We start from the raw sequence: 14,549 nt of genomic DNA on the forward strand, positions 1-14,549 counted from the left end.
TCAGCCCGCCAGGGCCAGGATCGCGGCCCAGTTCCACCACAGCGCCAGCGCCATGCAGACTGCCCCCAGAACGGCGAAGGCCAGGTCGTGCAGCGGATCCCAGGCTCCGTGCCGCGCCACCAGCCAGACCAGCGCCGGATAGGCGGCGACCAATGCGAGGAACTGGCCGACCAGCGCCCAGAACAGCCCGCCCGCCTGCAGTCCGAGCAGAAGCCCGGCCCCGACCAGCGTCGCCTTCAGCGCCGTGACGATGAAGAACTTCTGCGAATCCCCCGCCGCCAACGCGGCATGGTCATAGGTCATGCCGATGATCACCGGGACCTGGATGCAGGCGACCAGCACCACGACCCCGCCCGCGTCATGATAGCGCGCATCGTAAAGCACCCCGACCAGCCAGGGGCCGAGCAGGGCCGCAAGCGTCGTCAACGCGATCAGCCCGCCGCTGACCAGAACCCGCATCCGGCGCAGCTTCAGGAAGTTGTCGCGCGACTGGCCGGGGGGACGCTCGCGGTAGATCGGGATGAGCATCCGCACGATCGCGACACCGCCCAGCATGGCCGGGAAGCTGCCCAGGAAGAAGCCGATGTTGTAGATGCCGAAGGCGTCCAGCGGCAGGAACTTGCCCAGGATCAGCTTGTCGCCCTGGGCCAGGAAGAAACCGAAGATCGAGCTGACGAAGATCCACTTGCCGAAATGCACCAGCTCGCTGACGGCGGTCCCCTCCCAGCGCAGGCGGTTGCGCTGGCCCGGCAGATAATGCGCCGCCAGCAGCACCTGCAGCGCCGCCGCAGCCAGGCTGCCCAGCACCAGCGCCCAGACCGAGCGCAGCCAGGCCGCAAGGGCCACCATCACGACCAGCGCCAGCACCTGCGCCACCAGATCCAGAAGTATCAGCCGCCCCAGCCGCAGATGCCGGTTCGCGGTCTCGCGCCGGGTCGGCATCAAGCCCTGGATCAGGAACTGGACCGAGGCCAGCGTCAGCATCCCGACCAGGAGAGGCTCGTCGTAGAAGGAGGCGAGCGGCCGGGCCAGCGCGCAGCAGGCAAGGAACAGCAGGAGGCCGCGCAGGATCTGCAGCGTCCAGGCGGTGTCCAGGAAGTCGGGTTCGTCGCCGCGCGGGCTGCGGGCGATGGCCGGTCCGGTGCCGACATCCGAGAACATCGACAGGCCGACCAGGAAGACGGTGACCAGCGCCATCAGGCCGAAGGCCTCGGGGAACAGAAGCCGGGTGAGGACGAGGTTGGAAAGCAGCCGCAAGAACTGCGACAGGCCGAAGCTGCCGACCGACAGGACCGCTCCGCGCAGGACCTTGGCGGTGAGGCTGGCGCCGCTGAAAAGGCCGGTGATCCGCACGCCCGGGGTCACGCCGCGCCCGTCACAGTTCCGGCGCGGCGGCCAGAGGGCGGGGGCAATGCGTCAAACTGGCCAGGGCTGCGCATTCTCACCGCGTTCATCGCAGGACCCCGCCCCGCGCGGCAGTCCGATCGCCGGCACGATACGCCGGTGCCGCTCTCCGCCGCAAGGCCCCGCGGCGACCGGCGGGGGGGCCTGCCACTCATCCGGCCGGAACGCCGCTGCGGGGGTAGGTCCGGGCGACCTCCCAGGCGATCCGCTTGAAATAGCGGGCCTGTTCGCGGCTGAGCGTGTCGCCGGGGACGGCCAGCCGGTCGGGCAGTTCGGCCGGATCGCGCTGGTAGATCACCGCGTAGACAAGGCAGGTGATCGCATAGCGTCCCAGGTCGTTCAGGTGGATGTCGTCGTCGAATACCTCGCCGATCGAGGCAAGGCCGGGGGCCGCGCCCGCCGCGATGTCGTCGTGAAGCCGCAGCATCAGGCGGTGGCCGGGGATCATGTAGACCGGCGGCATTCCCCGCGGCCGGTTGGCATTGGCGTCGTCCTGCATCCGCTCCCAGCGCGCGCCGTCCTGCTCCAGCCGGTCGCGGAAGGGGATCCCCGCCTGCTCCTGGCCGGGGCCGGGGTCCTGCAGCCCGGTCCATGTCGAATACAGCATGACCTCCGCGCCCTTGCCGCCGTTGCCGTGCGTCCAGGCATGCTCGACCCAGAGGCCCAGGTAATGCAGCGTATCGTCCCGGAAATACTCCTCGTTCGTGGTCAGCGGCACCGCCTCGGTGATCACCAGAAGCTCGAACTCGTCGATGTTCAGCTTTGCGTCGGGATAGTCGGTGGCATGGTCCCAGCGCCAGCGCATCGGCGAGCCGGGAATGGTGCGGGCGTGGATCGTCTCGTAGGGGTTCGTTCCGGGCCGGGTCGCCGTGGCCAGGATCAGCCGCCCCGGCCAGGGATGCGCGCCGTAGGTATCCGTCAGGCTGTGCCCGCTGTGGATCTGCCGCACGGTGAGCGGGCTGGCCTTGCGCGGCGGCAGGTCCTGCGCCACGGCCAGTCCCGTCAGGAGGAGAAGTCCCGCCAGCGCCTTGCCGGCCTGGATGAGATAGCTGCCCATTCGCGGTCCTCCCTTTGCCAATATCATCGTCCCCGCGTCCAGTCCCCGGAATGGCGCTGCAGGCGCACGGCGACATGGACGGCGAGATAGGCCGCCAGACCCGGCGGATCCGAAAGCGCGAGCCGGGCAAGGAGGGCCGGTGTCACCGGGGCCTTGCCCTCGTTCGCAAGCAGGCGGGGAAAGCGGTCGGCGATCTGCGCCACGCCGGCATCCTGCCTGCGCCGGACCCGGACCAGATTGGCGAAGCCCTCGACCATGGGCCAGTGGTAGCGCAGCGGCACCTCGTGGCGCTCGTCGGGGCGAAACTGCAGCCGCGCGAAGGTGTCGTCCGAGATGATCTCCGGCCAGGCCCCCCAGCGCGCCCGTCCCGGCCGGTTCAGCGCGAAGAGGCCGGCCCCGACGGCGCCCGACCGCACGAAGGGCAGGCGCGCCCAGATCCGGGCATAGGCGCGGGTGAAGCGGCTTCTTGCGGGCGCGATCGCGAGGCGGCCGGTGGCATAGCGCGGAACCGGCGTGTCCAGCACCTCGGCCAGCGCGGCCAGCAGGCCCTGGTCGCAGGTCACATCGGCGTCGAGATAGGCCAGCGCGCCTCCGCTGGCTGCGGTTTCGCCCGCCGCAAGGGCGCCAAGCTTGCCGCCTTGCGCCAGTTCCAGCACGACCAGCCGCCAGCCGCGCGCGGCGAAGGCGGGCGCGGCCGACCGGGCGCGACCGGCGGTGTCGTCGGTGCAGCCATTGGCCACCACGATCACCTCGACCGGGCCGCCCGCCGGCTCCGCCTGACCCGCCAGCGCCGCAAGGCAGGGGCCGATCCAGGCCTCCTCGTTGCGGGCGGCGATCAGGACGGTCAACGCCGGAACAGGGGAAGTCATCAGCGATCCTGGCTGAAGGATTTGCCCTGCGAGCATATGCCGGGCCGGTCGAAAGGCAAGCGGGCCGGGGAAAGCGGAAACAATGCGCATGATGCCATGGCGCAGCGGGTGAAGCTGGCGACAATGGCTGCGAGGCCGCCGGAATCGCTTCTGGCCGGCAGGAAGCCGTGCTAGCGTCGGGCCGAATTGAGCCATGAGTCCATATATTTGGCGCAGGGCCCAGGGATGCAACGACCGCCTGTCCCTGGCAGCGATCCTGCGCCGGACAGGAGTGATGATGAGCCGGAAGATCAGGGTCGGGTTGGCCGGCCTCGGCAAGATGGGGCTGTCGCATTTTGCCCTGGTGAACGCCCATCCCGATACCGAGACGGTGGCCTGCGACGCGACCGGGATGCTGGTCGACATGCTGTCGCGCAATATCCCGAACCGGCTTTACCGCGACTACGACCGGATGCTGGCGGAAGAGCAGCTGGACGCGGTGGTGATCAGCACGCCCTCGCGGCTGCATGGCGGCATGGTGCGCGCCGCGCTGGACCGCGGGATCCATGTCTTCTGCGAGAAACCCTTCTGCCTGGACTGGCGCGAATCCGAGGCGCTGGCCGATCTGGCCGAGGCCCGGGGGCTGGTGGGCCGGGTCGGCTATCACTACCGCCATGTCGGCGCCATGCGCGAGATGAAGCGGATCGTCGATGCCGGGGCCCTGGGCCGGATCACCCATGTCCTGGCCGAAGCCTATGGCCCGGTCGTCCTGCGCCCGAAAAAGCAGACCTGGCGCAGCCGCAAGTCCGAGGGCGGCGGCTGCCTTTACGACTATGCGGCCCACCCCCTCAACCTGCTGAACTGGCTGTTCGGCGCGCCCGAGCGCGTGTCGGGCAGCGTGCTGGGCAGCGTCTTCTCGGACGAGATCGACGACGAGGTCTTCGCGACGCTCTCCTTCCCCGGCGGCACGACGGCGCAGCTTTCGGTCAACTGGAGCGACGAGAGCCACCGCAAGATGTCGACCAAGCTGTCGCTGATCGGGACCAACGGGCGGATCAACGTCGACCGGCAGGAATGTCAGGTCTACCTGCGCGCGCCGGTGGCGGGCCTGCCGGACTATGGCAAGGGCTGGACGGTGCGCTATACCACCGAACTGACCGAGGACCCCTGGTTCTACCTGCGGGGCGAGGAATATTCGCACCAGATCGACGATTTCGTCCGCGCGGTCCGCGACGGCGCCGGGCGCACCGGGGAAAACGACTTCCGCTCGGCCGCGTTGACCGACCGGACCATCGCGATGATCCTGGCCGATGCCGCGGGCGAGACCGTCGCCGCCCCGGCCGCCGTGGCGCAGTCGCCGGCCGCGCGCCGCGGGCTGGGCTGGTTCATGCGCGGGCGGGAAGGCTGAGGGGGAACGGAATGGACAGGCTGCTTTTCGGCGACAACCAGTTCTTCGGCATCAACCACATGTCCGAGGAAAAGGCCCGCGCCCAGGCCATGCGCTTTCAGGATACCGACGCGATCATGGCGGTCCTCGACGCGGCCTATGACGCGGGCATCCGCACCTTCATGTGCACCACCCACGACCGGATCGCCGAGGTCTGCGACCGGATCCGTGCCGATCCTGCCCGCTATGCCGACTTCCAGTTCTATCCCTGCATGCCCTATGCCCACAAATACGCCAATGCGGTGACCGAACACGGGATGTTCGGCGCGCTGAGCCAGTTCATGCCCGAGGAGGGCCTGTTCCGCACCGCGCTGCGTGGGGGGGCGGCGCTGGCGGCGAAGGATGTCGAGGGCATCGCGAAGCTGCTGATCGACGTCGAGATGAAGATGTTCGCCGGGCTGAAGACGCCGGTGGTGCTGATCCAGAACGTCTTCACCGACCTCCTGCTCGGCATGGGCTACACCCGCGCCTTCCGGGTCTTCCACGACCATGTGCGCGACCGCTACGGCGCCGAGGCCGGGTTCATCACCATGAACCTGCCGATGCTGCACCGGGCGCTTCAGGCCGAGGGGATCGAGAATCCGATCATCTGCAGCAACATCAACAAGATCGGTTTCCGCATGTGCGGCGGGCCCGATCTCTATGCCGAGGTGCTGCGCAGCGGGCGGGTCCGGGCCATCGCCATGTCGGTCCTCGCCTCGGGCGCGATCCCGGCCGAGGAGGCGATCGAATGGGTCGCGAAGCTTCCCGGCGTCCAGTCGATCGTCTTCGGCGCCTCCGGCCGGGGCAATATCCTGAACACCCGCGACCTGGTGGCCCGCCACTTCCCGGCCGCGCCCCAGCCGGCGGAGGCCTGAGCCGTGGACAGCCGCATGAATACCGACCTGCCCCTCACCGCCGCGCCCGTGCCCGCCCGCAGGCTGCGCAGGGTGCCGGTGCTGAACGCCTTCGTCCATGACGTGACGATGGACGACGTGCTTGGCCTGCGCGAGGGGCTGTTGCTGACCCTGCATGTCGACATGCTGATGAAGCTGCAGAAGGACCGCGAATTCCACGACATCCTCGACCAGTTCGACATCGTGACCTGCGACAGCCAGATCCTGTATTTCGCGCTGAAGTTCCTTGGCACCCCGGTGCGCGAGCGGGTGTCGGGCTCGGACTATTTCCCGCTGTTCTACACCCGCTACCGCGACGATCCTTCGGTGACGGTGTTCCTGATGGGCGGCAAGCCGGGCATCGCGGACATCGCCGCCCGCAACATCAACGCCAAGGTCGGGCGCGACTTCGTGGTGGGGACCTCGGCGCCGCCCTTCGACTTCGACCGCGACCCGGCCGAGATCGAGCGGATGATCGAGGCGGTGAACGCCTCGGGGGCGACGGTGCTGCTGGTCGGCCTCGGCGGCGGGCGGCAGGAGAAGTTCATCATCCGCTACCGCGACCGCTTTCCCAAGGTGCGCCTGTTCCTGCCCCTGGGCGGGACGATCGACTATGAGGCCGGCACCTTCCGGCGCCCCCCGGCCTGGGTCACCAATGCGGGGCTGGAATGGCTTTACCGCCTGGTGAAGGAGCCGCGGCAGCGCTGGCACCGCTATGTCGTGCACGAACCCCCGGTGATCCCGCTGCTGATCCGGCAGAAGCTGGGACGCTACCGGAACCCGTTCGGCAAGGATTGAAACCGCCGGGAAGAACCGCGCAAGGCTGGATCAGCCCCTCCGCAGGCGCGAAAGCCCCTCGTCGAGGCGCACCCCGGCGCTGACGCCAAGCGCGGCCTCGGCGCGGGCGGGGTCGCCCAGGGAATGGCGGATGTCGCCCAGGCGCGGGGCGGCATGCAGGATCTCGGGCGTGCGGCCATGCAGCCGGGCCAGGGTTCCGACCAGATCCAGCAGGGTCGTCGGGCGGCCGGTGCAGACGTTGAACACCTGGCCCGCCAGCCCTGGGGCACGCTCCATCGCCGCCAGAAGGAAGCGGATCACATCCTCGACGAAGACGAAGTCGCGCGTCTGCTGCCCGTCGCCGAAGATCGTCACCGGCAGGCCGCGCGCCAGCCGGTCGTGAAAGATCGAGATCACCCCGGAATAGGCCGAGGCCGGGTCCTGCCGGGGCCCGTAGATGTTGAACGGCCGCAACCCCACCGTGGGCACGCCATGCACGCTCCAGGCGATGCGGCCATGCAGTTCCGAGCCGTATTTGTCCGCGCCATAGGCGGTCTGGGGCCGGGCATCGCGGCCCTCGTCGACCCGGCCCTCGCCCGCGTCGCCATAGATGGCGGCCGAGGAGATGTAGACGACGGGAAGCCGCCCGGCGCGGGCCACGGCCTCGAGCAGGATCACCGTGCCGGTCTGGTTGGTCAGGTGCCCGGCGTGCCAGTTCTCGTTGCACCAGGCGACCGAGGCCGCGCCCGCCAGGTGGTAGACGCCGGCGCAGCCCCGGATCGCCTGGGCCACCGCCTTGGGATCGGCGACGTCGCCCTCGACCAGGCGGGCCCCCGGCGGCAGGTTCTCGCGCTTGCCCGAGGACAGGTTGTCCAGCACCACCACGCGGTCCCCGCCGGCGATCAGCGCCTCGGCCAGGTGCGAGCCGACGAAGCCGCAGCCGCCGGTGATCAGGTATTCCGCCATCGCATTCTCTCAGATTCCGACCAGACGCAGGGCAAGTCGCGCCGCATCGTCGTACCGCCCAACCGGCACCCGTGGCAAGGCATGGAGGTCCGCCCCCGCCCGCCACAGCCCACCGTCCAGCGCCGCCGAAGTGCGGAACCCCGCCTCTGCCGCGGCGCGCCCCAGCGCCGCGTTCCGGTTGCCGTTCGGCCAGGCGAGATGCGCGACCTCCTGCCCGGTCCAGTCCTGCAGCAACCGGCGCGACCGGCGCAGGCTGTCTGAGGCCTCGGCTAGGGGGATCTGGTCCAGGAGATTGTGGCAATGGCTGTGCGCGCCGATGCTCACCCAGGGGCTGGCGGCCAGCGCGGCAAGCTCCTCTCGCGTCAGGGGGGCCAGCGGCGGGCGTCCGGGGGGCAGCGGATGGCCGGCCAGGATCCGGTCGGCCAGTTCCTCGCGCCGGTGGCGATCCACGCGCTTCAGCGTCTCGAGCAGGTCGCCCAGCACCGCCCAGCGCCCCGCCCCCGGCGCGGCCGGAAGCCGCCAGCGCCCGAGGCCCGGCAGGTCCACCTCATGCGCGCCGGTGCCAAGCGCGCCCATGATCCGGTCGAACCAGTAGGGCCGCCCGGTCTCGATCTGGCCGGTGGCGACATAGATCGTGACCGGCAGGCAGAGCGCGTCCAGCAGCGGCAACAGGTGGTGGAACAGGCCCGCCTCGCCATCGTCGAAGGTCAGCACCGCGCGCGGCCGCCCGACGGGATCGCGGCCCGGCCCGGCCGCCAAAACCGCGTCCAGGGGGACGATGTCGTAATGGCGCGCCAGCCAGGCGGCCTGGGCGCGGAAATCGGCGGTCCGCAGCACGGTCCAGGCATCCGGCCCGCCCCGGTCGGGGCCCAGGGTGTGGTAGCACAGGACACTGACCGGATCATCGCGCAGGACGCGCGCGCGCAGCACCGCCTGCACCGGCGCCAGGCCAAGCGCCGCATGCAGCGCCCGCTTCACGCGGGCTTTCACGCCCCGCCCCCGGCGAAAAGCCGACGCAGGCGGGCGGCCTCGGTATCGGCGAGATGCTGTTCGCGCACCCGCGCGATCCCGATGTGGCCCATCTCCTCCAGACGTTCGGCCGGGGTATCCAGCGCCTCGGCCATGGTCCGGGCCAGGCCCTCCGCATCGCCCGCCGGGACCAGCCAGCCGGTCCGGCCGTTCTCGATCAGTTCCGGGATCCCCGCGATATAGGTCGAGACCGCCGGGCGGCCCTGGGCAAGCGATTCCATCAGCACCACCGGCAGCCCCTCCATCAGGCTGGGCTGCACGACGATCGTGGCCGCGCCGATCAGGCGGCGCACCTCGTCGCTGCCGATCCAGCCGGTGATCCGCACCCGGTCCTGCAGGCCAAGCGCGCGGATCCGGCCCTCGATCAGGGCGCGCAACTCGCCGTCGCCCGCCAGGACCAGCCGCAGGTCGGGCCGGTCCAGCGCGGCGAAAGCCTCCAGCAGGATCAGATGGCCCTTCTCGGCGCTGAGCCGGCCGATGCAAAGCAGCGTCGGCCTTTCCGGCGGCGGCGGCGGCGCGCTGGCGAAAAAGCCTTCGTCCAGGCCGCAATGCACCAGGGTCAGCTTCGGCCAGTCCTGCGGCGGCAGCCAGCGCATCAGCTGCCCGCGGATATAATGCGACACCGTGACCACGAAACGCGCCGCCGCGACCTTGCGCGGCAGCGACCAGCCCAGGACATTGTCGACTTCATCCGCGCCATGCACGGTAAAGCTGTAGGGCGGCCCGCCCAGAAGGCGCGTCAGACAGGCGATGTCGGTGGAATTGGTGCCGAAATGCGCATGCAGATGGGTGGCCCCGGACCGCTCCAGCCAGAGGCTCAGCCGGCAGGCGAAGGCGAACCAGACTAGATGGTGCGGCAGCGAGCGGACCGAATGGCGCGACATCGCCCCCGCAGCCGCCAGCGCCCGGAAGGTCGCGCCGGGACGGCGAAGGAAGGTCCGCAGCACCGGCGCAAGCAGCGCCAAGAGCCCGCCCTGCAACAGATAGCGCGTGCGGCCGCGTTCGGCCTCGTCCGTCGGATCCGCCACTTCGGCATCCCAGCCCCGGATCGAGAAACGCAGGACGGTCACCCCCTGCCGCTCCAGCGCAAGGATCTCGCGCCGGATGAAGGTGTGGCTGACCTTGGGATACTGGTTCACCAGATAGGCGACTGTCCCCCCGGCGGGCGGCATGCCGGTCGCCGGTCCCACCCTGAAATGCGCTTCCATCCGAAACTCCTGCACAATCATCTGTATCTTTGGCCCGGCCCCGCGCCAGTCAATCGGGGATTTCCGGAAATTCTGTGGCACAATCGCCGTAACCCCCGGACCTTGCTGCACAACCCGCAAGGAGCATCTTCCCATCCGGCCGGCAAGTGTGCAGCATTGCGCATCTTTGAAGGGGAAGGCCATGACCAGGCTTCTGGCGATCTCGCCTGCGCCGGTGATCGTCAGGGAAACCACCGTGATCCTTGACGTCAAGTTCGCCGAAGGCATGGCGGCGCAGGCCGCGGCCTGGGACGGCCCGCTGGACAGCCTCCTGTGGGAGGGGGCCGGACAGATCCCCTATCCGGTCGAGGTCGAGCGTGGCGCCCTGCCCTGGGGTCTTCTCACCCTGCCCCAAGGCGCGCCGCTGCCGGCCGGGACGGGGCGCGGGCATGACCTGATCGTCGCCTCGGCCGACATGTCCGCGACGCTGGGGCTGGCCGGACCCGGACGGACGCCGGTGGTCTATACCATCGAATATACCCACCGCACCCGGCTGGACATCCTGGCGCTGGACCGCGGGATCGGCCCCCTGCGCCGCCTGCGCCACCGCCTCTGGCTCGAGCATCAGGAGCACCGGCGCCGGGCCGCCTTTCGCGCCGCCGCCGCGCTGCAGGCGAACGGCTATCCCGCCCGGCTGGCCTATGGCGGACTGACCAGCGACCTGCATCTCTATCTCGACAACCGGATGACCCGCGACCGTTTCGTGCAGAAGGACGAACAGCGCGCCCGGCTGGAACGGCTGGAGGGCGACGGGCCCCTGCGGCTGGTCCATTCCGGGCGGCTGGACCCGATGAAGGGTGCGCAGGACCTCGTGCCGCTGGCCGCCGCGCTGGCCGAAAGCGGCCTGCGGTTCGAATTCGACATCTTCGGCGACGGTTCGCTGCGCGGCGAAATCGAAGGCGGGATCGCCGCACGCGGTCTTGGCGACCGGGTGCGCCTGCATGGCAACGTCGACTTCGCCTCGGTGCTGGTCCCCTGGCAACGCCGCAATGCCGACCTTTTCGTCAGCTGCCACCGGCAGGGCGATCCCTCCTGCACCTATGTCGAAAGCATGGGCTGCGGCCTTCCCATTGCCGGTTACGCCAACGAGATGTGGGCCCCGCTGTGCCGCGAAAGCCGCGCGGGCTGGGCCGAACCCCTGGGCAATGTCGCCGCACTCGCCGCGCGGATCGCGGGGACGCCCCGGGCAGCGATCGCGCAGGCGTCCGGGGCGGCGGCCGAATTCGCGCGGCGGCATGATTTCGACACCGTCTTCCATGGCCGGATGGAGCATCTGGCCCGTGTCGCAGCGCGCCTGGGCCGGCCGAAGGACGCGCAGCTTCAGTATTCGTCGTAGCCATAGCCTTCCGTGCGGTCCAGGAAGCGGCACTTGTTCAGCACCACGCCCAGCACCTTGGTATAGTCCGCCAGTTCCCGCCCGGCGCGGTCGATCTCGGCCACGGTGCTTTCCTCGGCGGCGGCGATCATCAGCGCGCAGTCGACCTGGTCCATGAAGGCCAGCGTGTCGTCGATGACCAGCACCGGCGGCAGGTCGAACAGGATCACATCCGGCTTGAAGCGCGCCTCGATCGCGTCGATCGCCGCTGCGGCCTGGGCCGAGGACAGAAGCTCGGCCGGGTTGGCGACCGGGTCGGCATTCGCGCCCACGGCAAGGTTCGCCGAGAGCCGCAGCAGCCCCTTCTCGGGGTCTTCCCGGCCCGACAGGACATCGGCCAGCCGGGGCCTTCCCTCCAGCCCCAGCATCCGCACGATTGCCGGGCGGCGCAGGTCCATCTCCAGCACCAGGATGCGCAGCTCGGACTGGCGCGCCAGGCTGAAGGCGAGGTTGAGGCCCACGGTCGTCTTGCCGCAGCCGCTGCTGGGAGAGGTGATCGCCACCCGTTTCCAGCCCTGCGCGCGCAGATGCTTCATCAGGTTGGTGCGCATCAGGTCGAAGGGCGTGGCCCCGGTGCCGGGATGGTGCGAGATGATCCGCGAGGCCTCGAGCCGGGCCGGATCGAGGCGCACCTCGCGGAGCGCCGACCAGGCCGCCTCCCGCCCCGGATCGGCTGCGGGTTTCGGCTGTCCGGCCTCGGTCGGGGCTCTGCCCTGCCGGGTGGCGCGGGCCTTGGCGATGGCTTGCTGGATGCGTTCCACGGATCTTATCCCAGGGTTCCGGGCCGCAGACGCTCGGCCCATGAGGTCAGGCCGACCTTCTCGGCGGCGATGGCGAGAAGCTCGCTCAGCGGGATCAGATACAGATCCACCAGATAGAGCGCGAGCGGCAGGCCCAGCAGGATCACGGCGATGCCGGCCCCGATCCGCATCCGTTCCTGCACGGCATCGGCCCGGGTCTCCATGTAGGGGACCGTCCCGAAGGGCTTGATGTCCAGCGCCGCGACCAGTTCGGCCGGGCGCCGCACCGTCGCGTTCAAGAGTTCCAGCAGGAAGACCAGCGCCCCGGCCAGCACGACCCCCGCCCCGAAGCCCGCGGCCGCGATCAGCTTGCGGTTCGGGGCCGCCGGGCCCGACGGCGCGGCGGCATTCTCCAGCACGGTGATCCGCTGGCCCCGGGCGGTCTCCTCGATCCGGTCGCCCATCCGCGCATCGGCCAGGCTTTGCGTCGCCTGGTCATATTGCAGGCGCAGGTTGTCATAGTCGCTGCGCAGCTGGCCCAGCACGATGGCATTGGCCGGGGTCGCGTCGATCGAGGCGGCGATCTCGGCCAGTTCATGCTCCAGCAGGACCTTCTGCTCGGCCAGAAAGGCGATCTGGCCGTCGATATCGGCGACCTGCAGGTCGAAGGCGCTCATCTTGCCCGCGCCGGTGCCGCCGCCCAGCTGCTGGCGCACGGCCTCCTCCAGCGCCTCGACCTGAACCTGCAGGGCGCGCACCCGCGGGTTCTCGGGCGAGAACATGACCAGCGCCGAGGCCAGTTCCTGACGCAACTGCTCCAGCCGCGCCTGCTCGGGGGTCAGGGTGCCCAGCGACGGCCCGATCCGCCCGGTGCGGTCATAGACCTCGGCCAGACGCTGCCGCCGGTCGCGCAAACCGGCAAGCTCGCGGTCGACCTGCAACAGGCGCTCCTGCTGCGCGGACTGGCGGGTGCGGCGGTATTCCAGGCTTTCGGGCAGGGCCGCGCGGTTCTGCGACTCGAATTCCAGGATGCGGGCGTTCTGCTGCGCCATCTCCTCGCTCAGCCGCTTCACCTCCTGCTGGAAGAAGGCCAGCGTCCCGCCCGAGGCCGCGGTCCGCATCTCCACGTTCTGCTCGAGGATCTGGGCGACCAGCGCCTGCGTCACTTCCGCCGAATCCTCGGGGTTCGCCGCGTCGAACGAGACGGTCACCAGCCCGGTGCTTTGCTGGAACGGCGGCATCTCGATGCGGATCCGCCGCCGCATGTCCTCGACCATGACATCGGCCGGCATGGCGGAGGACTCGGCATAGATCCCGAAACGCTGCGCCAGGTCCAGCAGGTTCTCGCGCGTGAGCAGATGCTGCTGGATCGCGCCCAGGATCTCCTCGGCCGAGGAGCGCACGGTCGAGGCGGCCAGCTCGTCGGGGATCTGCGGGCTTTCCGCCAGAAGCCGCGCCTCGGCGCGATAGACCGGCGGCAGCGAGAAGGCCACGACGATCCCCGCCCCGGTCGCGGCGACGATGATCGCCAGGACCTGCGGCAGACGCCGGAGCAAGAGCAAGAACTGGAAGCGAAGATCAAATCCCATCGTCACGGATCACCCTCAATGCCTTGAATATCTACGGCAAAGAAAGTGCCGTCGTCCAGAACCTGCCGGACATGCGCCTCGGTCACCCGCTTGCGCCCGCAGGAGAATGCATAGACCATCGCCAGGTCGCAAAGCTGGTTGACCAGCCGCGGCACCCCGCCCGTCACCTGATGCACCAGGGTCACGGCCGCCTCGTCGAAGATCCGCCGCTTCATCCCGACGATCCGCAGCCGGTGGTCGATATAGCCGCGCACGGTGGCCCGGTCCATCATGCCCAGATGAAAGCTCGACGCGACGCGCTGCGCGAACTGGCGCATGTCGGGGCGATGCACGATCTCGCGCAGCTCGGGCTGGCCGACCAGGATCAGCTGCAAGAGCACGTCCTTGCCCGAGTTGATGTTGGTGAACATCCGCAGCTCCTCCAGCGCCTTGCGGCCCAGGTTCTGCGCCTCGTCGAAGATCAGCGCGACCCGGCGGCCGGCGGCATATTCCGCGATCAGGAGATCCTGGAAGCGCGAAAAGAGGTCGACATAGGTCTCGTCGGGGCCCGCAGGCTCGCCCAGGGAGAGCAGCACCCAGCGCAGAAGCTCGGCCCGCGAGCCGTTCGGGTTCGACACCAGGCCGACCCGCACCCCCTCGTCCAGCGAGCGCAGGAGATGGTGCAGAAGCGTCGTCTTGCCCGAGCCGACCTCGCCGGTGATCAGCGTGATCGGCGCCTGGGTCATGAGGCCGTATTCCAGCATCGCATAGGCGCGGCGGTGGGCGGGGGTCCAGAACAGCGCATCGGGGTCGGGCGCCAGCGCGAAGGGCCGCGCGGTCAGGCCGAAATGCCGGTCATAGACGCCGGGCGTCCCGGCCTTGGCGGGGGGCGGCGCGGCAGGCGGCGGGGCGGGCGGCGGGGCGGGGATGCGCGTCTCGGCCCGGAGGGCGACCTCGCCATTCCGCCCTTGCGCGCCAGAATTCTTTCTCCGCCACATCGTCACGCCCATACCGGCCCGGCACCCCGGACCATCACCGTCCTGCGACAGGAAAACGGCGGTTATGTGTCCGCCGCAACCTCGTCCCTGCCCCATTCCGGGCGACCTTGCCCGGCAGATCGGCCGGAGTCGAGAGCGGATCCGGGCACCCCTCACCCTCTGGTTGCGCGCCCCGAAAGCCCCGCATCTTCCGGCCGTTCCAACAGGTCGGACGGGCG

At 69.8% G+C, this 14,549-nt stretch carries 13 protein-coding genes; 4 read left to right on the forward strand and 9 right to left on the reverse strand.

Annotated features, from left to right (window positions below; genetic code table 11):
- The 3 genes from ACE3UA_RS00900 to ACE3UA_RS00910 form a co-directional block, all read right to left on the reverse strand.
- Positions 1-1,365, reverse strand: coding sequence for an oligosaccharide flippase family protein (locus ACE3UA_RS00900; RefSeq protein WP_374641552.1), 1,365 nt, complete (start codon positions 1,363-1,365; stop codon positions 1-3).
- 190 nt (positions 1,366-1,555) lie between these two features.
- The gene (locus ACE3UA_RS00905) at positions 1,556-2,461 is read right to left on the reverse strand and encodes a hypothetical protein (protein WP_374641554.1); all 906 of its coding nucleotides are present in this window, start codon (positions 2,459-2,461) and stop codon (positions 1,556-1,558) included.
- A gap of 23 nt (positions 2,462-2,484) precedes the next feature.
- Positions 2,485-3,330: a glycosyltransferase family 2 protein gene (locus ACE3UA_RS00910; protein ID WP_374641556.1), complete on the reverse strand. Its 846-nt coding sequence runs from the start codon at positions 3,328-3,330 to the stop codon at positions 2,485-2,487.
- A 277-nt stretch (positions 3,331-3,607) separates the two neighbouring features.
- Here ACE3UA_RS00910 and ACE3UA_RS00915 point away from each other — a divergent pair, with 277 nt between their 5' ends.
- The 3 genes from ACE3UA_RS00915 to ACE3UA_RS00925 are packed head-to-tail and all read left to right on the forward strand — an operon-like array spanning position 3,608 to position 6,429.
- A complete protein-coding gene (locus ACE3UA_RS00915) occupies positions 3,608-4,717 on the forward strand; it encodes a Gfo/Idh/MocA family protein (RefSeq protein ID WP_374641558.1) in 1,110 nt (369 codons plus the stop codon).
- An 11-nt stretch (positions 4,718-4,728) separates the two neighbouring features.
- Positions 4,729-5,613, forward strand: a complete 885-nt coding sequence (locus ACE3UA_RS00920; protein WP_374641560.1) for a hypothetical protein — start codon at positions 4,729-4,731, stop codon at positions 5,611-5,613.
- 15 nt (positions 5,614-5,628) lie between these two features.
- Positions 5,629-6,429 (forward strand): WecB/TagA/CpsF family glycosyltransferase, encoded by an 801-nt coding sequence (locus ACE3UA_RS00925; RefSeq protein ID WP_374641562.1) that lies wholly within the window; start codon positions 5,629-5,631, stop codon positions 6,427-6,429.
- Positions 6,430-6,459: 30 nt separating this feature from the next.
- On the opposite strand, the gene ACE3UA_RS00930 is transcribed toward ACE3UA_RS00925, so the two are convergent.
- From ACE3UA_RS00930 to ACE3UA_RS00940, 3 genes are read right to left on the reverse strand one after another with little or no spacing between them, the layout of a single operon-like run.
- Complete coding sequence (locus tag ACE3UA_RS00930; RefSeq protein ID WP_374641564.1) at positions 6,460-7,374, reverse strand: NAD-dependent epimerase/dehydratase family protein; 915 nt, start codon at positions 7,372-7,374, stop codon at positions 6,460-6,462.
- A gap of 9 nt (positions 7,375-7,383) precedes the next feature.
- On the reverse strand, positions 7,384-8,364 hold the full coding sequence (locus ACE3UA_RS00935) for a polysaccharide deacetylase family protein (RefSeq protein WP_374641566.1): 981 nt from the start codon (positions 8,362-8,364) through the stop codon (positions 7,384-7,386).
- A complete protein-coding gene (locus tag ACE3UA_RS00940) occupies positions 8,361-9,611 on the reverse strand; it encodes a glycosyltransferase family 4 protein (RefSeq protein ID WP_374641568.1) in 1,251 nt (416 codons plus the stop codon). Before ACE3UA_RS00940 ends, ACE3UA_RS00935 begins: the two co-directional genes overlap by 4 nt.
- A 181-nt stretch (positions 9,612-9,792) precedes the next feature.
- Here ACE3UA_RS00940 and ACE3UA_RS00945 point away from each other — a divergent pair, with 181 nt between their 5' ends.
- Positions 9,793-10,986 carry a glycosyltransferase gene (locus ACE3UA_RS00945; protein WP_374641570.1) on the forward strand — a complete coding sequence of 398 codons (1,194 nt, stop codon included), beginning with the start codon at positions 9,793-9,795 and terminating at the stop codon, positions 10,984-10,986.
- Here the strand turns inward: ACE3UA_RS00945 and ACE3UA_RS00950 are convergent.
- Genes ACE3UA_RS00950 through ACE3UA_RS00960 form a run of 3 tightly spaced genes read right to left on the reverse strand, consistent with a single transcriptional unit; the run spans position 10,971 to position 14,331 of the window.
- The gene (locus ACE3UA_RS00950; protein ID WP_374641572.1) at positions 10,971-11,786 is read right to left on the reverse strand and encodes a CpsD/CapB family tyrosine-protein kinase; all 816 of its coding nucleotides are present in this window, start codon (positions 11,784-11,786) and stop codon (positions 10,971-10,973) included. The genes ACE3UA_RS00945 and ACE3UA_RS00950 overlap by 16 nt on opposite strands.
- A 5-nt stretch (positions 11,787-11,791) precedes the next feature.
- Positions 11,792-13,354: a GumC family protein gene (locus ACE3UA_RS00955; protein ID WP_374641574.1), complete on the reverse strand. Its 1,563-nt coding sequence runs from the start codon at positions 13,352-13,354 to the stop codon at positions 11,792-11,794.
- Between the two features lie 2 nt (positions 13,355-13,356).
- Entirely contained in the window at positions 13,357-14,331 is a 975-nt protein-coding gene (locus ACE3UA_RS00960) for an ExeA family protein (protein WP_374641576.1), read from the reverse strand.
- Positions 14,332-14,549 lie beyond the last annotated feature (218 nt).

The organism is Tabrizicola sp. (assembly GCF_041919135.1).
GTDB lineage: Bacteria > Pseudomonadota > Alphaproteobacteria > Rhodobacterales > Rhodobacteraceae > Tabrizicola.